General features: G+C 69.4%; 16 protein-coding genes. 14 read left to right on the top strand and 2 right to left on the bottom strand.

Annotated features, from left to right (window positions below):
- Positions 1–48: 48 nt before the first annotated feature.
- Complete coding sequence (locus tag V6D00_02525; protein ID HEY9898034.1) at positions 49–3,243, bottom strand: BTAD domain-containing putative transcriptional regulator; 3,195 nt, start codon at positions 3,241–3,243, stop codon at positions 49–51.
- Between the two features lie 167 nt (positions 3,244–3,410).
- Here V6D00_02525 and V6D00_02520 point away from each other — a divergent pair, with 167 nt between their 5' ends.
- The 6 genes from V6D00_02520 to V6D00_02495 all read left to right on the top strand — a co-directional run bounded on the left by V6D00_02520 (position 3,411) and on the right by V6D00_02495 (position 8,597).
- A complete protein-coding gene (locus V6D00_02520; GenBank protein ID HEY9898033.1) occupies positions 3,411–4,682 on the top strand; it encodes a hypothetical protein in 1,272 nt (423 codons plus the stop codon).
- Between the two features lie 112 nt (positions 4,683–4,794).
- The gene (locus V6D00_02515) at positions 4,795–5,229 is read left to right on the top strand and encodes a hypothetical protein (GenBank protein ID HEY9898032.1); all 435 of its coding nucleotides are present in this window, start codon (positions 4,795–4,797) and stop codon (positions 5,227–5,229) included.
- Between the two features lie 27 nt (positions 5,230–5,256).
- Entirely contained in the window at positions 5,257–5,550 is a 294-nt protein-coding gene (locus V6D00_02510) for a hypothetical protein (GenBank protein ID HEY9898031.1), read from the top strand.
- Positions 5,551–5,614: 64 nt separating this feature from the next.
- Positions 5,615–6,688 carry a class III poly(R)-hydroxyalkanoic acid synthase subunit PhaC gene (phaC, locus tag V6D00_02505; protein HEY9898030.1) on the top strand — a complete coding sequence of 358 codons (1,074 nt, stop codon included), beginning with the start codon at positions 5,615–5,617 and terminating at the stop codon, positions 6,686–6,688.
- An 18-nt stretch (positions 6,689–6,706) separates the two neighbouring features.
- On the top strand, positions 6,707–7,447 hold the full coding sequence (gene fabG, locus V6D00_02500) for a 3-oxoacyl-ACP reductase FabG (GenBank protein ID HEY9898029.1): 741 nt from the start codon (positions 6,707–6,709) through the stop codon (positions 7,445–7,447).
- A 106-nt stretch (positions 7,448–7,553) separates the two neighbouring features.
- Complete coding sequence (locus tag V6D00_02495) at positions 7,554–8,597, top strand: cytochrome c peroxidase (protein HEY9898028.1); 1,044 nt, start codon at positions 7,554–7,556, stop codon at positions 8,595–8,597.
- Between the two features lie 157 nt (positions 8,598–8,754).
- Here V6D00_02495 and V6D00_02490 read toward each other — a convergent pair whose 3' ends face one another.
- A complete protein-coding gene (locus V6D00_02490; GenBank protein ID HEY9898027.1) occupies positions 8,755–9,567 on the bottom strand; it encodes a glucose 1-dehydrogenase in 813 nt (270 codons plus the stop codon).
- 179 nt (positions 9,568–9,746) lie between these two features.
- Between V6D00_02490 and V6D00_02485 the strand changes: the two genes are divergently transcribed.
- From V6D00_02485 to V6D00_02450, 8 genes are all read left to right on the top strand, one after another.
- A complete protein-coding gene (locus V6D00_02485; GenBank protein ID HEY9898026.1) occupies positions 9,747–10,904 on the top strand; it encodes a homoserine O-acetyltransferase in 1,158 nt (385 codons plus the stop codon).
- A gap of 114 nt (positions 10,905–11,018) precedes the next feature.
- Positions 11,019–12,011: an AAA family ATPase gene (locus V6D00_02480; GenBank protein HEY9898025.1), complete on the top strand. Its 993-nt coding sequence runs from the start codon at positions 11,019–11,021 to the stop codon at positions 12,009–12,011.
- Positions 12,012–12,017: 6 nt separating this feature from the next.
- Positions 12,018–12,920 carry a DUF58 domain-containing protein gene (locus V6D00_02475; GenBank protein HEY9898024.1) on the top strand — a complete coding sequence of 301 codons (903 nt, stop codon included), beginning with the start codon at positions 12,018–12,020 and terminating at the stop codon, positions 12,918–12,920.
- Complete coding sequence (locus V6D00_02470) at positions 12,917–14,611, top strand: hypothetical protein (GenBank protein HEY9898023.1); 1,695 nt, start codon at positions 12,917–12,919, stop codon at positions 14,609–14,611. Before V6D00_02475 ends, V6D00_02470 begins: the two co-directional genes overlap by 4 nt.
- A gap of 66 nt (positions 14,612–14,677) precedes the next feature.
- A complete protein-coding gene (locus V6D00_02465; GenBank protein ID HEY9898022.1) occupies positions 14,678–14,953 on the top strand; it encodes a hypothetical protein in 276 nt (91 codons plus the stop codon).
- A gap of 58 nt (positions 14,954–15,011) precedes the next feature.
- The gene (locus V6D00_02460; protein ID HEY9898021.1) at positions 15,012–16,370 is read left to right on the top strand and encodes a FliH/SctL family protein; all 1,359 of its coding nucleotides are present in this window, start codon (positions 15,012–15,014) and stop codon (positions 16,368–16,370) included.
- 2 nt (positions 16,371–16,372) lie between these two features.
- A complete protein-coding gene (locus V6D00_02455; GenBank protein HEY9898020.1) occupies positions 16,373–17,734 on the top strand; it encodes a FliI/YscN family ATPase in 1,362 nt (453 codons plus the stop codon).
- Positions 17,735–17,792: 58 nt separating this feature from the next.
- On the top strand, positions 17,793–18,485 hold the full coding sequence (locus tag V6D00_02450; GenBank protein ID HEY9898019.1) for a hypothetical protein: 693 nt from the start codon (positions 17,793–17,795) through the stop codon (positions 18,483–18,485).

The following is an 18,485-nucleotide window of genomic DNA, read 5'->3' as shown; positions in this document are numbered from 1 at the left end:
TGTCACGGGTGGGGGGTGACGTTTGGAGGGCAGGTTAAGATTTGTTTGTTACAGGTCGGTTACAGGGGCGAGCCGGGAGATGCGATCGAACAGCTCCTCGGTCTCGGGCATGGGGTCCACGTCCAGCTCCTCGGCCAGGGCCGCGACGCAGCGGTCGTAGGTGCGCAGCGCCAGGGGGCGATCGCCCTGGCGGTAGTAGGCGCGCATGAGCAGGCGGTAGGCCTCCTCGATCGAGCGGTCCTTCTCGATGAGCCGCTGGCACCAGTGGGCCGAGCCCGCGTCGTCGCCCCGCTCGGCCAACAGGCGCGAGAGGCGCAGGGCGGCCTCGCTGTAACGGTCCTTGAGGCGATCGCGCTCCTGCTCGCACCACGCGTCGTAGTGGGGGAAATCCTGGAGGAAGTCCCCCTCGTACAGCTCCAGGGCCTCGCGGTAGCAGTCGGCGGGGTCCTCGAGCGCGGTCTCCCGGGCGCGGGCGGCTTCGAGCAGGCGCTCGAACTCGGCCGCGTCGATCCAGACCTCGGGGCTCGCCATCAGGCCGTAGCTGAGGCCCTGCCGCAAGACGAAGCGCGTGGGCTGCCCGCTCGCGCGCTCGGGCTCCAGGGCCTTGTTGAGCGCGTTGAGGGCCACGCGGAAGGTCTGGTCGGCGGCTTTCGCGTCCAGCTCGGGCCACAAGAGGTCCACCAGCCGGGCCTTCGGCAGCCACTGGCCGCGGTAGGCGACGAGCAGGTGGAAGAGCTGGCGGGCCTTCTCGCGGCCCCAGGCGCGATCGCTCAGCTCCTGCGCGCCGCGCCACGCCCGGAAGGTCCCCAGCGTCCGCACCCGCAGCGCGTCGGTGCTCGCGGCGCTCGGCGCGGCCTCGTCCTCCTTGATCCATGGCATGAGGGTCGCTCTGGAGACCCCCAGGGAAAGGGCGGCGTCGAGGAAGGCCCGGGAGGCCTCGGCGCTCGAGAAGCCCAGGAAGGTGCCGCGCTCCAGCAGGAAGCCGTAGTCGTGCTTGCGCACCAGGGCGCAGAGCGTCCGGACGCGCAGGGAAAGGGCCTTGGGCTCGCGCAGCGAAATGGCCAGGCGCGCGAACCACAGGGCGCAGAGCGCCTGGCCGAAGGGGTCCGTGCACCGCTCGAAGCCGCTCTGGGCCTGCATGAGCCAGCGCTCCGCCTTGGGATCGCCCGCCGCCGCGTAGACGGCCCCGAGCGAGAGGCCCAGAAGAGCCGAGAGCCAGACGTCGCCGGTGGCCTGCGCGAGATCCAGCCCCTCGCGGGCGAAGGCCTCGGCCTCGGCGAGCTGCCCCTTGCGCCCGGCCACCAGCGCGAGGCCCATCAGGGGCTCGGCCTTGAGGCGCGCCACGCCCACGGTGACGGCCAGCGCGAGGGTCTCTCGGTACCGGGTCTCGGCGGCCTCGGCGTTGCCGAGCACCAGGTGGGCGTGCCCCTCGCGGATCAGGGCCACGGCCTCGGTCCAGGCGGCCCCTTGCCGCCGCGCCCGCTCCAGGGCGCTCGTGGCGTGGCCGAGGGCCTCCGTGCCGGCGCCCGCGAGGGCCTCGATGAAGGAGAGGATGAGGGCCCCCTCCCGATGGGCCTTGGTCGCGCCCTCTCTTTCGGGGGGGGCGATCGCTCGCAGCAGGGCCTGGGCCGAGGCCAGGCGCCCGGTGCGCAGGAGGATGCGCCCCATGTGCTCGAGGGTCTCGGGCCGCGCGGCGAGCCCGGCCTCCTCCAGGAGGCGCTCGGCCTCGGGGGCGCGGCCCTGGTTGAGGAGGTTCTCGGCCAGGTGGGTGCGCAGCGAGGCCTGGCGCGCGGGATCCGGGTCGCAGGCGAGGGCCTCCTGCAGCCAGTGCTCGGCCAGGGCGGGCTGCAGGGTGTCCAGGTAGACCATGGCCTTGGCCGAGAGCGCCTTGGCGCGCTCGGCGGGCGCATCGCCCCAGCCCTTCTCCGATCGGTCGTACCAGGCGATCGCCTCGTCGAAGCGGCCCGCCAGGCGGCAGGCGTCACCGTGGGCGAGCGTCAGCTCGGGGGTCCGATCCACCAGCTCGGCGGGCAAAGCCGAAAGCCAGGTGCCGAGCGGCGCGAAGCGCCCCTGCCTCACCAGGCCGGGCGCCAGGGCGGTCATCAGGGCGCAGGCCTCGGCGAGGGCGCCGGCCGAGAGGAGGTGGGCGATCGCCTCCTCGTGCTCCTCGAGGGCGCGCATGGCGCGGGCGGCTGAAAGGTGGGCGGCCTGGAGCGCGTTCGTCTCCAGGAGGCGCGCGAGCAGGAACTCCTTGAAGAGGGGGTGCAGGCGATAGGCGCTCGGCCCCAAGGGAGCGAGGAACAGGCCGCGCTCGCCCAGGCTGCGCAGGCGCGCGGGGGCCTCGGGGTCGTCCACCAGGGCGCCGCAGGCCCGCGCGTCGAGGCGCGAGAGGGGCGCGACGGCGAGCAGCAGCTCGCGCTCGGCCGGTTGAAGCTTGGCGAAGACCTCGCGGGCCAGGTACTCGAAGAGGTCCCGCCGCGAGCCCGCCTCGTCCTCGAAGCAGCCCTCGTGCTCCCCGTCGGCGGCGCGCTGGGCGAGAAGCTGCAGGGCCATGGGCCAGCCCTCGGTCCTGTCGATGAGGTGCTCGGCCGCCTCGGCCCCCGGTGCCTCGCCGCCCAGGCGATCGAAGAGGGCGCGGGCCTCGGCCGGGGTGAAGGCGAGGGTCTTCTGGTCGAGGGTGAGGGCGTCCCCCTGCAGGCGGTAGCGGGCGAAGTCGGGCAGCTCGGGCCGCTGCCGCGAGACCAGCACCAGGTGCAGCGCGGGGGGCAGGTGGGTCAGCAGGTGATTGACCAGGGCGAGGGCGTCGGGGGCGCCGTGGAGGTGGTGGAAGTCGTCGAGGATGAGCCAGTGCTCGCCCTCGAGCCGATCGATCAGGCTGTCCGCGAGGCGCTCGACGGCCTCCAGGCCGTGCAGGGCGGCTCCGCCCGGCTGGGCCAACAGCGCCAGGGCGCGATCGGCCACCCCGGGAAAGCGCCGGTGGGCGAGGTGAGCCAGGTGGAGCGAGAGCACCTGCGGGTCCGCGTCGCGCTCGGAGAGGGCGTACCAGAGCGTGGCGAGCCCCCGGCGCTCGAAGTAGTCGGCCAGAAGCGCGCTCTTGCCGTACCCGGTTCCCGCGACCACGGCGAAGAGCGGCAAGTCGCGCGCCTGGTCCAGCAGCACGTCGAGCCGCTCGCGCCCCAGGTGGGCGCGACGCATGCGCGGGGCCAAGAATTTGGTACGCGTGACGACCTCTGCGCCGAACAAGCTGCCTCCTCCTGCTCTCCTCTACGTACCCCCGCTCGATTTCGCTCTACCCGATCCCCCTTCCTTCGTGATTCTTTAATGCAATATGAACGATCTTTTAATTCAGATTCAACGCTTGCCCGTCTATGATAGATGAACGTCTCCCCGAGCGTCTGGAGTTTCCGCCGATGCGTGCGCGTCCCCCCCGGCTCACCATGCTCCTCATGGCCGCTCTTGTCTCGGGTTGCGGCGCATGGGATTGGAGCACGATGGGCAGGGTTCCGGATCGAACAAGCGATACCGTTCAGGCGGAGTCCGCCGCGAGCGCGCGCTACCGCTTGGCGGGCACCGTCTCGGGCCGCGAGTGGCAGAAGATCGAGCGCCTGTCGAGCACCGTCGCCGACTTCCCCAAGGAGAAGCTGCGCCCCAACGGCCGCCATACCGACGCGGACATCGTGAAGGCCTTCGGCACCGACGCCCCGCCTTCGACCGACGTGCTGCTTCACTACTACAAGGGCTGGGAGCAGGCCAAGGGCACCCCGGTCCTGCTGGTCCACGGGACCATCCTCGACGCCACCAGCTCCTGGATCAAGCCGCACGACCAGAAGGGGCTCGCCCAGACCCTCGCCGACCAGGGCCTCGGCGTCTTCGCCGTCACCTTCGCCAACCGCCAGGGGGACAACGTCCTCCAGGCCGAGCAGATCGCCTGGGCGATCTCCCGGATCAAGCAGGTGACCGGAGCCAAGGAAGTGGACGTGGTCGCCCACAGCAAGGGCACCGTCGCCGCCCGCGTCCTGGCCTCGGACGTCCGCTATCCCTGGATGACCGCCTACAAGCGCGACATCCGCCGCCTGGTGCTCATCGCCGGGCCGCACCTGGGCCTGGACACCACCTTCCGCCACCCGATCATCAACTACGGGCTGTACCCCGAGAAGAGCGACTCGCGCCTCAACGCCCCCATGTCCTGGACGGGGATGCTGGTGCTGGGCGTCTGGGCCGACACCTCGGCCCAGACCATGTTCAAGAAGTACGGCGATTACTTCCCCGGCCAGGCCCAGATGCTCGCGCGCTGGGACCACGAGTACCCCCTTCCCCAGACCGAGGTGGACTGGTACACCACCTACAACGGCGGGCAGGGCTTCCTGAGCCGCTCGCCCGGCATCGACCAGGCGATCGCCGACGGCGGCAACTTCATCGAGACGCTGCGCCGCTACCCCTTGGATCCGAGCGTCGAGCTCGCGGTGCTCGCGGGCAACCGCGCGGACCTTGCGGGGATCCACAACGAGCACACCGGCCCCTCGGACGGGGTGGTCTTCGTCAAGAGCGCCACGGCCACCGACGACATGACCCGCGCCGGCGCGCGCCTGGTCGCCAAGGACCTCCTGCACCTCAACCACATGGACCTGGTGATTGCCCCCGAGGCCCACGCGTGGGTCGCGGGCGCCCTGCGCTCCCGCTGAGCCTCCGGCTTCTCTTCCCTGTTGCGCTTGTAACGAAGCCTTGTAACCACCCTGTAACGTCGGGGCGGTAGTCTTCTCGCAGCAAGTGAACCGCCGCAGGAGGAAAGCCGCCATGTCGTCCGCCTCGTCCCAGACCGACCCCTTCGCCGCCTGGAAGCAGATGTTCGACCAGTTCGAGCAGGCCTGGACCCCGACCATGCACGAGACCCTCAACAGCGAGGCCTTCGCCTCGGCGCTGGGGGACACCCGCGAGCAGGCGCTCTCCTCGCAGGCCGCCATGCGCGAGGGGATGGAGAAGTACCTGCAAAGCATGCGGGTGCCCACCAAGTCGGACCACGCGGCCCTCGCCGCCCAGGTCGTCGCCCTCGAGGCCAAGATCGAGGCCCTGGACGATCGCTTCGACGCCGTCGAGCGGAAGCTCGACCAGATCCTGTACGGTCTCACGGCCCTCGCCGCGGCCCCCGTCGCGGCCGTCGCCTCGATTCCAGTCGCTGCGACCCCTGTCGCGCCCCCCGCCGCCTCGACCAAGTCCCGTCGCTCCCGCTAACACGCCCCCCTCAAAGGAGAACCAGATATGAACGCCACCACCGAGCGCCCCCTCTTCGACGCCTCCTCGCTGACCGGCGAGTTCTGGGGCATGGCCCGCACCGGCATCCAGACCATGTTCTGGGCCCAGGAGCAGGCCGACGCCCTCGCCAGCGCCTGGCTGGAGCAGGCTCGCTCGAGCCGCATGGAGGGCCAGAAGCTCACCGAGACCCTGCTCTCGCAGGCCAAGGCCAACCATGACGCCTTCAACCGCGTGGTCGAGGGCGGCGTGCGCGACACCATGCGCTGGATCCCCGGCGGCGTCTCCTTCGTCGAGCGCTAGCTTTCTTCCGCTCCCCCTCGCCGCAAGGCGAGGGGGTGTCATGTCGTCACACGAGAGGATTCGCATGAGCAGCCACACCGAATCGATGGACCAGGCCCGGGTCGACTTCGAGCGCGCCCTGAAGCGGACCGAGGCCGCCATGGCCTACGCCAAGCGCCCGCTGGCGCCCATGGTGGGGCAGACCCCCAAGGACGTGGTCTGGACCAAGAACAAGGCCAAGCTGTACCGCTACCACGCCAAGGGCGATCGCAAGCACGCGACTCCGATCCTGTTCGTCTACGCCCTGATCAACCGCCCCTACATCCTCGATCTCGCGCCGGGCAACAGCATGGTCGAGTTCCTGGTCGAACAGGGGTACGACGTCTTTTTGCTCGACTGGGGCACCCCCGGCGAGGAGGACGCGGGCCTCAAGTTCGACGACTACGTGCTCGACTACATCCCGCGCGCGGTCAAGCAGGTGCTCAAGCACTCGGGCGCCAAGGACTTCAGCCTGATCGGCTACTGCATGGGCGGCACCATGGCGACCATGTACGCGGCCCTGCACCCCGAGGCGCCCCTGCGCAACCTGGTGCTGATGGCGACCCCCGTCGACTTCTCGGAGGCGGGCCTCTTCTCCGCCTGGCTCGACCCCAAGCACTACGACGTGGACCGGGTGGTGGACGCCTACAAGCTGGTGCCCGCCGACTTCATCGAGTTCGGATCCAAGCTGCTCAAGCCGATCCAGAACTACATGAGCCCCTACGCCACGCTCATGGACCGGCTCGACGACGAGCAGTTCGTGCAGGGCTGGCTGGTGATGAACCACTGGATCAACGACGGCATCCCGTTCGCGGGCGAGGCCTTCCGCCAGTGGATCAAGGATCTCTACCAGCAGAACAAGCTCATCAAGGGCGAGATGCGCCTGGGCGGCCGAAAGGTCGACCTCTCGAACATCCGCTGCTCGGTGCTGAGCGTGGTCGCGAACCTGGACCACATCGTGCAGGTCTGCCAGTCCACCCCGCTCTTGGCTCACATCTCGAGCGAGGACGCCGAGCAGCTGGCCATCAAGGCCGGCCACGTGGGGCTGGTCGCCGGGCGCAGCGCCAAGCAGAAGTTCTTCCCCGGGCTCAACGCCTGGCTTTCGGCCCGCTCCAACTAGGCATTCAGAGGTAAAACCATGCGCGTTCAGGACAAGGTCATCATCATCACCGGCGCGGGTCGCGGCATCGGCCGCCAGAGCGCCCTCACCCTCGCAAGCGAGGGCGCCCGGGTCGTGGTATGCGATCGCGACGCCGAGGGCGTGGCCGCCACGGTCGCCGCCATCGAGGCGGCGGGCGGCAAGGCCATGGGCCTGAGCGTCGACGTGACCAAGCGCTCGGAGCTCGTCGCCCTGGCCGATCGGGTCGTGGCCGACTGGGGCCGAATCGACGTGCTCATCAACAACGCGGGCATCACCATGGACGCGACCCTGGCCAAGATGACCGAGGATCAGTTCGACCGGGTGATCGACGTCAACCTCAAGGGCGTCTTCAACTGCACCCAGGCGGTGCTGCCCCACATGCTCGCCCAGGGCAAGGGCAAGATCATCACCACCACGAGCGTGGTCGGCCTCTTCGGCAACTTCGGCCAGACCAACTACGCCGCCACCAAGTCGGCCGTCATCGGCATGACCAAGACCTGGGCCAAGGAGCTCGGCCGCAAGGGCATCACCGCCAACGCCGTGGCCCCCGGCTTCATCGCCACCGAGATGACCCAGGCCATGCCCGAGAAGGTGCTCAGCGCCATGAAGGACAAGACCCCCGTCGGCCGCCTGGGGCAGCCCTCGGACATCGCCAAGGCCTTCCTCTTCCTGGCCTCGGACGACTCGGACTTCATCAACGGCCACGTCCTGAGCGTGGACGGGGGGCTGGTCCTCTAGACTCCAGGACCGGCACCCGGCGCGGCGAGGGGGGCTTGACTCCCCTCGCCGCTTGCTTGTATTAATGGATTAGAATGATTCTAAATCGATGATGAAAGGGAGCCCCATGCGCGCAACACGTCTGTCGATCGGAGCCCTGGCGGCGATCGCCACCTTCGCCGCCCTGGGGGGCGCGGCCTCGGCCGCGGTCCCGGCCGAGGCCCGCGCCCAGTGGAAGGCCTTCATCCTGCCCGAGAAGCCGCCCGTGCCCAGCTCCAACCCCATGACCGCGGCCAAGGTCGAGCTGGGCCGCCAGCTCTACTTCGACCCCAGGCTCTCCAGCACGGGGGCGGTCTCGTGCAACTCCTGCCACGACGTCATGAAGGGCGGCGACGACAACCGCGCCACCTCGCTCGGCGTCCACGGCAAGACCGGCGGCCGCTCGGCGCCCACCGTCTGGAACGCCGCCCACCTCTCGGTCCAGTTCTGGGACGGCCGCGCCGCGAGCCTCGAGGAGCAGGCCAAGGGGCCCATGGTCAACCCGGTCGAGATGGGCAACCCCGATCACGCCGCGGTGGTCAAGCGCCTGTCGCTCATCCCCGGCTACGTCAAGCAGTTCGAGGCGGTCTACGGCAAGAACGGGCTCAACATCGACAACGCGGCCGGGGCGATCGCGGCCTACGAGCGCACCCTCGTCACCCCCAACAGCCCCTTCGATCGCTACGTGAAGGGCGACGCGTCGGCCCTCTCGAGCGCCGCCAGGCGCGGCATGGGCCTGGTCCAGCAGCTGGGCTGCGTCAGCTGCCACAGCGGCCCCAACTTCTCGGGGCCCCCCCTGCCCGAGGGGACCGGCTTCTACCAGCGCTTCCCGAGCGTCGCGAGCGCCTACGACGCCAGGTACCAGCTCAAGAAGGACCCGGGCCGCTACGAGGTGACCCGCGCCGAGGCGGACCGCCACGTGTGGCGGGTGCCCACCTGGCGCAACGTGGCCAGGACCGCGCCCTACTTCCACAACGGCTCGGTCAAGACCCTCGACGAGGCGGTGCGCGTGATGGCCAAGTCCCAGCTCAACGCCACCCTCACCGACGCCCAGACCAAGGACATCGTGGCCTTCCTGAACGCGCTGACGGGCGAGTTCCCCAGGCAGAAGGCGCCCAAGCTCCCGGTCTGAGCAGATCGATGTGAAACGAAGCGTTCGCTTGATTCCCCGCCCCCCCGGTGGGGCGGGGAGGACCCAGGCAGACGTTCGATTCCGGCAAGACATGCTTAGACCCGAGCGAACAGAAAGGCCCGGCGGTCATCCGCCGGGCCCCTCTTGCGTTCGCTTGCTAGAGCGCGGTCCAGCCGCCGTCCACCAGGAGGGTCTGGCCCGTGACGAGGCTCGAAGCCGGCGAGGCCAGGTAGACCACGGCGCCGACGATCTCCTCGGGGGTGCCCAGGCGGCCGACGGGCAGGCGGCGCAGGATGTCCTCCCGGAAGCCCGGATCGGCGAAGGTCACGGCCGTCAGCGGGGTCTCAACGAAGGTGGGGCCGACGGAGTTGACGTTGATGCCGTGCTCGGCCCACTCGATGGCGAGCACGCGGGTCAGGTTGACCACGCCCGCCTTGCTCGAGCAGTAGGCGGCGCGCTTGTAGTAGCCGACCACCCCGTTCTGGGAGGTGATGTTGACGATCCGCCCGCCGCGGCCCTGCGCGACCATGCGGCGGCCCGCGGCCTGGCAGGCGAAGAAGGTGCCCTTGAGGTTGATGTCCAGCACCTTGTCCCAGTCCTCCTCGGTGACCTCGAGGGCGGGCTTGGGGATGTTGATCCCGGCGTTGTTCACCAGCACGTCGATGCCGCCGAAGCGGCCCACGGCGGCCTCGAACACCGCCTCGATCGACTCGGTCGAGGTGATGTCGAGGGCGACGGCGAGCGCCTCGCCCTCGAAGCCTTCGATCTCGCTGATCGTCTCCTCGGCGAGGGCCATGCGGCCGGGCAGCTCGGTCAGGACGACCTTGGCGCCCGAGGCGGCGAAGCCGAGGGCGATCGCCTTGCCGAGGCCGGAGCCTGCGCCGGTGACGACGGCGACCTTGTCGGTCAGCCGGAAGTTGGGGAGGGCGTTGGCGAGGGCGTCGGAGGCGCGGGCGGTCGTGTCGAGCATGGGCCTTCTCCTGTTGTCGGACTCCCCGCCCCCCGGTGGGGCGGGGTCGGGGGTGGGGGGATCTTGATCGTTCATAGCTCCCCCTCGTTACACCCCCGTTACAGGGCCTTGTAACCCGTGCGTAACGGGCCATTGCTACCTTGAGGGGGTCTTTTGCGCCACCTCTCTGGAGAGCTGCGATGCCCGAAGCACCCCTGAAACCCGCCCCCCTGCTGACCACCAAGCAGGTCGCCACCATCCCCGAGCTGACGCTCGCTTGCGGCGAGCGCCTGCGCGAGGTCTCGGTGGGCTTCGAGACCTACGGCCGCCTCAACGCGGCGCGCGACAACGCCGTGCTCATCTGTCACTTCTTCTCGGGCCACTCGCACGCGGCGGGCCGCTACGACGCGGCCGACAGCGAGCTCGGCTGGTGGGACCCGGTGATCGGCCCCGGCAAGGCCATCGACACCGAGCGTTACTTCGTCGTCTCCATCGACGCGCTCGGCTGCGTCCGCACCGACGCCCCGCACGGGGTGACCACCAGCGCGGCGAGCCTCGACCCTTCGACCGGCAAGCCCTATGGCCCGGCCTTCCCGCCCCTCGCCATGGCCGACGCGGTCAGCGCCCAGCGCCACGTCCTCAGGCAGCTCGGCATCCACCGGCTCGCGGCCGTGGCGGGCCCCTCGCTCGGAGCCATGCAGGCGCTCGAGTGGGCCGTCTCGCACCCGACCGAGGTCGACCGCGTGATCGCGGCCATCGGCCTGGCCGAGTTCCAGCCCCGCGAGATCGGCCTCTACCGGGTGATGATGGACGCCGTCCGGCTCGACCCGCGCTTCGAGGACGGCCGCTACGCGCCCGACAACCCGCCCATCGACGGCCTGGCCACCTCGATCAAGCTCATGACGCTGCTCTCCAGCGGGCGCGAGATGCTCCTCGAGACTTTCGGCCGCGCCTTCGCCGACCCCGAGTGCGATCCGCGCCGGGATCGGACCGCCGAGTGGGCGATCGAGGCATGGCTCGACGCCGAGGCGCGCAAGCGTGCGGCCCTGTACGACGCCAACGCCTGGATCGCCATGCTGCGCGCCAACATGCGCTGGGACCTCTCCTCGGGCCACGGCTCGCTGGCCGCCGCGTTCGAGCGGGTCAAGGCGCGGGTGCTGCTCATCCCCGGCGAGGGCGACGAGCTGGTGCACCTGCCGAGCTATCACCTGCCCGTGGTGCAGGCTCTCGAGGCCGCCGGGGCGGACTACGCGGTCGCGCCCCTGCCCCCCAAGCGCGGTCACCTGGCGGGTATCGCCGACATCGCTCTGGCCGAGGGCGCCATCCGGGCGTGCCTGGAGACCCCGCTCGGGGGCTAGCGCCTTTGCGCCGCTCGCTTGAGGAACCATGCCCGTTAGGCTAGAATTGGCCTGGCTTCGTCGTTTGGTGGCGAAGGGACGATCGAGCTATCAGCGAGAGGTTCTGGGCGAGGGATGATCGACAACACGATCCTGGAAGCCAATGAGCGGGTGCGCGTGGTCGCGGACCAGTTCGCGGAGATCCTCACCGAGGTCAAGCGCGTCATCGTGGGCCAGCATACCCTGCTCGAGCGCCTGATGATCGCCCTCTTGGCGGACGGCCACATCCTGCTCGAGGGGGTGCCGGGCCTCGCCAAGACCCTCTCGATCAACACCATCGCCAAGGTCATGCAGGCGGACTTCGCCCGCATCCAGTTCACGCCGGACCTCTTGCCCGCGGACCTTCTGGGCACCTCGATCTTCGACGCCAAGAAGGGCCGCTTCCAGACCAAGCAGGGCCCGATCTTCGCCAACTTGCTGCTTGCCGACGAGATCAACCGCGCGCCCGCCAAGGTCCAGAGCGCGCTCCTGGAGGCCATGGCCGAGCGCCAGGTCACCATCGGCGGCGAGACCATGCCCCTGCCCGATCCCTTCCTGGTGCTCGCCACCCAGAACCCCATCGAGAACGAGGGCACCTATCCCCTGCCCGAGGCGCAGCTCGATCGCTTCATGTTCAAGGTCAAGGTGGGGTATCCGACCAAGGCCGAGGAGCTCGAGATCGTCGAGCGCATGACCAACCCGCAGCCGGTGGAGCTCAGCCGCATCGGCACCCCCGAGCTGATCCGCCAGGCGCGCGAGATCATCAGCGCCATCCACGTCTCGGACAAGATCAAGCGCTACGTGGTGGACATCGTCTACGCCACCCGCACCCCCAAGGACTACGGCCTGGAGGCTCTCTCCTCCCTGATCGCCTTCGGGGCGAGCCCGCGCGCGAGCATCTACCTGACGCTCGCGGCCAAGGCCCACGCCTTCCTCAAGAAGCGCGCCTACGTCATGCCCGAGGACGTCAAGGCCATGGCCCCCGACGTGCTGCGCCACCGCGTCCTGCTGTCGTACGAGGCCGAGGCCGAGGAGGTCTCGGTCGAGGACGTGGTCCGCAAGATCCTCGCCGGCATCAAGGTGCCCTAGCCCCCCATGGCCGAGCAGCCCGAGCTTTCCCGCCGGATCCGTCGCCTGGAGATCAAGACCACCCGCCTGGTCTCGAACATCTTCGGCGGCGAGTACCATTCGGTCTTCAAGGGACGCGGCATCGACTTCGACGAGGTGCGCGAGTACCAGGAGGGCGACGACGTCCGCCTCATCGACTGGAACGTCACGGCCCGCATGGATCGCCTCTTCGTCAAGAAGTTCGTCGAGGAGCGCGAGCTGACCATCATGCTCGCGGTGGACCTGTCGGCCTCGCTCTCCTTCGGCTCCAAGGGCCGCCTCAAGCGGGAGCTCGCCACCGAGTTCGCCGCGGCGATCGCCCTTTCGGCCATGCAGAACCACGACCGGGTGGGGCTCTTCCTGTTCAGCGACGGGCCCGAGCGCTTCGTGCCCCCCCGGCGCGGCCGGGCGCACGTCCTTCGCATGATCCGGGACATGCTGGTCTACCGCCCCCAGGGGGTGAGGACCCGCTACGCCGAGAGCCTCGCCTACTTCCAGAAGGTGCTGACCGGCAGGGCCGTCGTCTTCGTGCTGTCGGACTTCATCGACCTGGACGTGGAGGGGCCGCTCAAGGGCCTCTTGGCCAAGCACGACGTCATCGCCGTGACCCTGGTGGACCCGCGCGAGCTGGAGCTGCCGGACGTGGGCCTGATGGAGGTCGCCGATCCCGAGACGCTCGAGACCATGCTGGTGGACACGGGCAGCGCGCGCGTGCGCGCCGACTACGCCCGCCGGGCCAAGGACCTCGCGGACAACCGCTCGGCGCTGTTTCGCTCGCTCGGCATCGACGAGCTGGTGCTCAGGACCGACCAGACCTACGTGAAGCCGCTGGCCGAGTTCTTCGAGCGCCGCGCCAAGCGCCAGGTGCGGCGCCGGAGGGTGGCCCTGTGAGGCGGCTTGCCGTTGGCTTCGCGCTGGCCCTCTCGGTGGCGACGGCGCCTGGTGCCTGGGCGTGCGAGAGCTGCCCGAAGAACCCCGCTTCCGAGGCGCCTGCCGCCGTGCCCGTCGCGCCGACCGAGCCGCTGGAAGAGATCGCGTTCGTCGCGGCCGCCACGCCGAGCGCCGACCCGGAGGCCCTGCTCGTGACCCTCGAGGCCGAGCGCGTCGAGGCCGTCGACGACGAGGCCGGCTACGTGACGGCCACCGGCAAGGTGCGCGCCGTCTACGACGGCATCACCCTCACCGCCGACGGCATCCACTTCGACCGGGTGACCATGCGCGGCGAGGCGAGCGGCAGCGTTCGCCTCTCGCAGGGGATCCACCACCTCAAGGCCGAGCGCATCCGCTTCGACCTGGCGACGCGCACGATCGACGCCGACGACTGGCAAGCGACCATCGAGCGCCAGGCCTGGTTCGGCGGCCGGCGCCTCCACTTCACCCCGGACCTCGCCTATTCCGAGGACGTGAGGGTGTCGCCCTGCGCGCAGGAGGATCCGGGCTACTGGTTCGCGGGCGATCGCCTGGACTGGTATCCCAAGCGCAAGACCTGGAACCTCAGCGGTCGCTGGGTGAAGGCGGTGGTCGGCGGCGTGCCGGTCATGGTGATCCCTTACTTCGTCGCCACTATCGGCCAGGCGGCCCAGCGCTTCAGCGTCGGTCTCCAGGACACCAGGATCGACGCCAACGTGGGCTTCAACGACGCGCAGGGCATCTTCGTCGATTCGCGGACCCCCTACCAGCTGGGGCCGGACATGCCGGGGGCCGTCCCCGTCCGGGTCATGTCGTCGCGTGGCGTCTCGGCCGGGGTGATCCAGGACTTCCCCGCGCCCGCGGAGGCTCACGGCCGCTTCGACGCCAACTACACGCAGTACTTTCCATGGCTGACGCCTGATAAGGGGCGTCAGGGGCCGCACGCCAACCTCTCCTTCACCAAGGACTGGGGCGGGGCCCGCTCGATCATGAACGTGGGCTACCGGGTCGACGTGGGCCGCCGCAACGACGAGCAGTACCAGGTGGACCCGGGCGGCTTCCCGGTCCATCGCCTGCCGGAGCTGACCACCACCTGGCCCGCCGTGTCGCTGGGCCCGGTGACCCTGGGGCCGTCGGTTCGTGCCGGCTACATCTTCGAGGAGAACTCGGGGACCGGATCGGGGGTCACCTCGGCCGGTCTCTCGCTGGGGCTGCCGAGCTGGAACCCCAACGCGTTCTGGAGCACGGGCTTCTACGGGGGGGCGAGCACTGCCTACTACACGGGCGATCGCAGCCAGTCGGTTCTCTCGCTCGGAATGGGCAACGCCCAGCGCTGGGCGCCTTGGTTCACGACCAACTTCAACCTGGAAACGCAGCCGGTCTACAAGACGGGGGGAGGCACCCCCTTCCTGCACGACGGCGCCACGGCGGTCGATCGCGTCGTCGTGGGATCCAACCTGAACATCTACGGTCCCTGGAGCCTCGGGAGCGGGGCCTGGTGGGCGCGCAACTACGACAAGCCCTTCGCCGTCGACAGCTTCGGGATGGGCGATCTGTGGTTCGGCCTGCGCTACGCAGTCAACTGCCTGAGCCTCGGGGTGACCTTCCGCCCGCCGCGTCCCGGACAGCCCTTCACCCAGTTCTCCTTCGACTACCAGCTCGCGGGGTTCTAGCAAGAAGGCCTTGTGGCACTTTTCGCGCACGCCTAGGATAGGGGCGCTCGCGAAAGGAGGCCCGGAATGGCTGACGACCTGTCCCGCATGGACACCGCCCGGCTCAACCCGGAGACCAACGCCGACAACCCCCAGCACGTCGGGATCGCCACGCTCATGGACGCGGTCGAGGGGGTGCACTTCCCCATCAAGAAGGATCAGCTGATCGCCCAGAAGGGCGACGAGACCATCGACCTGACGGGCGATCGCCCCGAGCGGCTCCGGGTCATGCTGCTGCGGGTGGAGGACGACGAGTTCCTGTCGGTGACGGATCTGGTCCAAAAGATCGAGCACGCCCTCTAAGAGCGGCCTTGCGTGGGTACAATGTCCCCGGAACTGGCCTCTTCCGGGGATATTCACCATGGCGCTCATCAAATCCAACCAGCTGATCCAGACCGGCACCGCGGTGGTGGCCGGCGATCAGATCGTGGCCGGAGAGTTCGCGCCCACCGCCCCTGCGCCGCAGCCGGAAGCCATCGAGCACGTCGTTCCCGCCTACCAGCCCGAACCCGAGGCGCTCGAGCCCGAGACGGCCGAGCCCTGGAGCGAGGAGCCGATCGCCGAGGGGCATGAGACCCAGCCCGAGGAAGAGGCGCTCGAGACGGCCTACGCCGAGGCGATCCCCTTCGAGGACGCCGGTGACGAGCCCGCAACCCCTTCCCTCGACCTGATCGGGGATTTCGACGTCGAGCGTGACGCGGTGGTGCAGGCCGCGCACGAGGCCGCCGACCACGCAGCCCAGGAGGCCATCGCCGAGATCGGCACGCCCGACGCGGGGCCTGCAATGGACGAGGCGGTCGCGGCGATCCGGGATGCGTTCCCCGGCGGGCCCCGCTTCGATTCGGCGCTCGCGAGCGTCGCCCCCTACGTCGAAAAGCAGGTGGAGGCCGCTTACGCCGAGCTCGCCGCTCACTCGGTGAGCGACGCGCGCTGGCGCGAGCTTTCGACGGCCGAGGAGCAGCTCGCGGGCCTGGTGGACAACTACGCCCGCCGCGTGCTCGCCGAGCCCCCTTCCGAGCTTGCGCTCCATTCGCTGCTGGCCGAGCGCGAGGGGATCCTCGCCGAGGCCCGCCTCAAGGCGGCGCGCACGGTGCAGGAGGCCGAGGTCCGGGCCGCGCAGCTGGTCAACGAGGCCCACTCGCAGGCGGCCGGGGTCATCCTCGAGATCGAGACCAAGCGCGAGGCGATGCTCGCCGACCTGCGCCAGCAGGGCTACGCCGAGGGCTACCAGGAGGGCCGCAGCCAGGCGGACGAGGAAGGCGCCAAGATCGTCCAGGACGCCATGGACTCGCTCAACCGGATGGCGGGTGCTTTGCGCGAAGCGGTCAAGCAGAACGAGGAGAAGCTCCTGAAGCTCGCCATCGGGATCGCCGAGAAGGTCCTGATGGACGAGATCGCGGTGCGCCCCGACACGGTCCTCAAGACCCTCGACGAGGCCATCAGCAAGGTCTCGGACCTCGAGGAGGTGACCATCAAGGTCAACCCCGAGGACATGGCGCTGGTCACCGAGCACGAGGAGACCTTCCGCGATCGCCTCAAGAACGTCCGCAAGGTCGAATTTCAGTCCAGCCCCAAGATCCAGCGGGGCGGGGTGCTCATCGACACCTCCTCCGGCTCGGTGGACGCCCAGATCAAGACCCAGCTCTCGGTCATCATGGAAGCCTTCGACGCGGTGCGTCGCGAGTACGCCGAGGAGCCCCTGGACATGACGGGAGGTTAGCCATGGCGATCGAGTTGCCGCCGCAGCGCGACTTCGGCTTCGAGGCCTACGACTTCGCCCTCAAGGACACGGCGCCCATCCGCTCCCGCGGCCAGGTGGTCCAGCTCGTGGGCCTGGTCATCGAGGCTGTCTTGCAGGGCGTGCGCTACGGCGAGCTCTGCTACATCTACTCGATCGACAAGTCCCGCATCTTCCCGGCCGAGGTGCAGGGCTTCAAGGCCCGCCGCGTCATGCTGATGCCGCTGGTCGAGATCGAGGGCCTGGGGGCCGGCTGCGAGGTGGTCGCCACCGGCCGCATGGTGTCGGTCAAGGTGGGGCCCGGGCTCCTGGGCCGGGTGCTCGACGGCCTCGGCAACCCCATCGACGGCAAGGGGCCGATCATCGCCGAGACGGCCTATCCCCTGATGAACCCGCCGCCCAACTCCATGACTCGCAAGCGCATCGACACGGTCATGCCGACCGGGGTGCGGGTGATCGACGGCTTCTTGACCCTCGGCGAGGGGCAGCGCATCGGCCTCTTCGCGGGCTCGGGGGTGGGCAAGTCCACCCTGCTCGGCCAGATCGCCCGGAACTGCAAGGCCGACATCTCGGTCCTGTGCCTGGTGGGGGAGCGCGGCCGCGAGGTGCGCGAGTTCATGGAGGAATCGCTCGGTGAGGAGGGCCTCAAGCGCTCGGTGGTCGTGGTCGCCACCTCGGACACCAGCTCCCTGATGCGCTTCAAGGCGCCCCTGGTCGCCTCCAGCATCGCCGAGTTCTTCCGCGACCAGAACCTACGGGTCTTCCTGATGATGGACTCCATGACGCGCTTCGCCATGGCCATGCGCGAGATCGGCCTGGCCATCGGCGAGCCGCCCGCCCAGAAGGGGTACACCCCCTCGGTCTTCGCCCTGATCCCCAAGCTCCTGGAGCGGGCGGGCACCTCGGACAAGGGCTCCATCACGGCCATCTACACGGTGCTGGTGGACGGCGGCGACATGGACGAGCCCATCGCGGACTGCGTTCGAGGCGTGCTGGACGGCCACGTGGTCATGCTGCGCTCGATCGCATCCCAGGGCATCTTCCCGGCGATCGACGTCCTGCAGAGCGTCAGCCGTCTGATCAACTTCCTGGCGACCAAGGAGCACTACAAGGCCCAGATGAAGGTCCGCCAGATCATGGCCGACTACCGGGAGGTGCAGGACCTCCTGAACATGGGCGCCTACGTGCGGGGCAGCAACCCCAACTTCGACAAGGCCATCTCGCTCTGGGACCAGATCAAGAGCTTCCTCAAGCAGGGCATCCACGAGAACGACCCCTACGAGGAGACGGTCAAGACCATCCTCATGCTGGGCTCGGACACCTCGGCCGCGAGCATGTTCTCGTAATGCACTCTTAATCGTTCCTTACCGCAACTCGCGGGCTTCCCGGGGGGATAAATCCCTCGTGTCCAGCGGGAAGGCCCTCGCGGCCGAGGTGAGCATGAGCGATTACGTCCAGGTCCTCCAGCAGGTCTCCCAGTTCGCCTACGGCGTCTCCGAGATCGCGCGCCAGATCAAGGGAGAGCCTCCCGCCCAGCCCCCGCAGCAGGCCCCTTCGATGCAGGGCGACCGGGTCCAGTGGTCGCAGCCGTATCAGAGCCAGCCTCAGGCTCCGCTTCCACAGCAGGCGCTCGCACAGGAGGTCGGAGTGATGGCGACCCTTCGTGCCATGGGCGCGCGCTTCATGGACTTCTTGCGCCGGCTCTTCTCGCCGGGCTCGGCCCCCGTCGCGCAGCCGGCGACGGCGGCTTGGCCCGCCGTCAACCCCGACGCCCGCGAGCAGCTTTTCGCGCAGTTCCCCACCGGCCACGGCACCGTGCTGGGCTTCGTCCCGGTCGAGGCCCGGCGGGAGCCGGATCGCCTGGTCCTCGAGGCCTCGGGCTTCGGCGGGGCGACCTTCTCGCGCCAGAACGGGACCTACGTCTTCGCCCAGGACGGCAAGGCCCCCGTCCGGATCAGCCAGGTGACCAGCCAGCGCGCGCCCAGCGGGGACACCCGCTTCTCGATCGGCCTGGAGTCGGGTAAGACCATCGAGCTGGACCTGCTGGCCAATGGCCGCTCCCTTCGCTACGACAACCGCGTCGTCACCCTCTCCTGA

Source organism: Pantanalinema sp., assembly GCA_036704125.1.
Taxonomy (GTDB): Bacteria; Cyanobacteriota; Sericytochromatia; order S15B-MN24; family UBA4093; genus JAGIBK01.
The sequence above is the reverse complement of the archived record's forward strand: the minus strand, read 5'-3'. Positions and strand labels throughout refer to the sequence as shown.

What these genes read in the sequence shown, in the direction of transcription:
- V6D00_02520 (HEY9898033.1), top strand. Translation starts at nt 3,411, where the DNA reads ATGCGTGCGCGTCCCCCCCGGCTCACCATGCTCCTCATGGCCGCTCTT.
- V6D00_02515 (HEY9898032.1), top strand. Translation starts at nt 4,795, where the DNA reads ATGTCGTCCGCCTCGTCCCAGACCGACCCCTTCGCCGCCTGGAAGCAG.
- V6D00_02510 (HEY9898031.1), top strand. Translation starts at nt 5,257, where the DNA reads ATGAACGCCACCACCGAGCGCCCCCTCTTCGACGCCTCCTCGCTGACC.
- phaC (HEY9898030.1), top strand. Translation starts at nt 5,615, where the DNA reads ATGAGCAGCCACACCGAATCGATGGACCAGGCCCGGGTCGACTTCGAG.
- fabG (HEY9898029.1), top strand. Translation starts at nt 6,707, where the DNA reads ATGCGCGTTCAGGACAAGGTCATCATCATCACCGGCGCGGGTCGCGGC.
- V6D00_02495 (HEY9898028.1), top strand. Translation starts at nt 7,554, where the DNA reads ATGCGCGCAACACGTCTGTCGATCGGAGCCCTGGCGGCGATCGCCACC.
- V6D00_02490 (HEY9898027.1), bottom strand. Translation starts at nt 9,567, where the DNA reads ATGCTCGACACGACCGCCCGCGCCTCCGACGCCCTCGCCAACGCCCTC.
- V6D00_02485 (HEY9898026.1), top strand. Translation starts at nt 9,747, where the DNA reads ATGCCCGAAGCACCCCTGAAACCCGCCCCCCTGCTGACCACCAAGCAG.
- V6D00_02480 (HEY9898025.1), top strand. Translation starts at nt 11,019, where the DNA reads ATGATCGACAACACGATCCTGGAAGCCAATGAGCGGGTGCGCGTGGTC.
- V6D00_02475 (HEY9898024.1), top strand. Translation starts at nt 12,018, where the DNA reads ATGGCCGAGCAGCCCGAGCTTTCCCGCCGGATCCGTCGCCTGGAGATC.
- V6D00_02465 (HEY9898022.1), top strand. Translation starts at nt 14,678, where the DNA reads ATGGCTGACGACCTGTCCCGCATGGACACCGCCCGGCTCAACCCGGAG.
- V6D00_02460 (HEY9898021.1), top strand. Translation starts at nt 15,012, where the DNA reads ATGGCGCTCATCAAATCCAACCAGCTGATCCAGACCGGCACCGCGGTG.
- V6D00_02455 (HEY9898020.1), top strand. Translation starts at nt 16,373, where the DNA reads ATGGCGATCGAGTTGCCGCCGCAGCGCGACTTCGGCTTCGAGGCCTAC.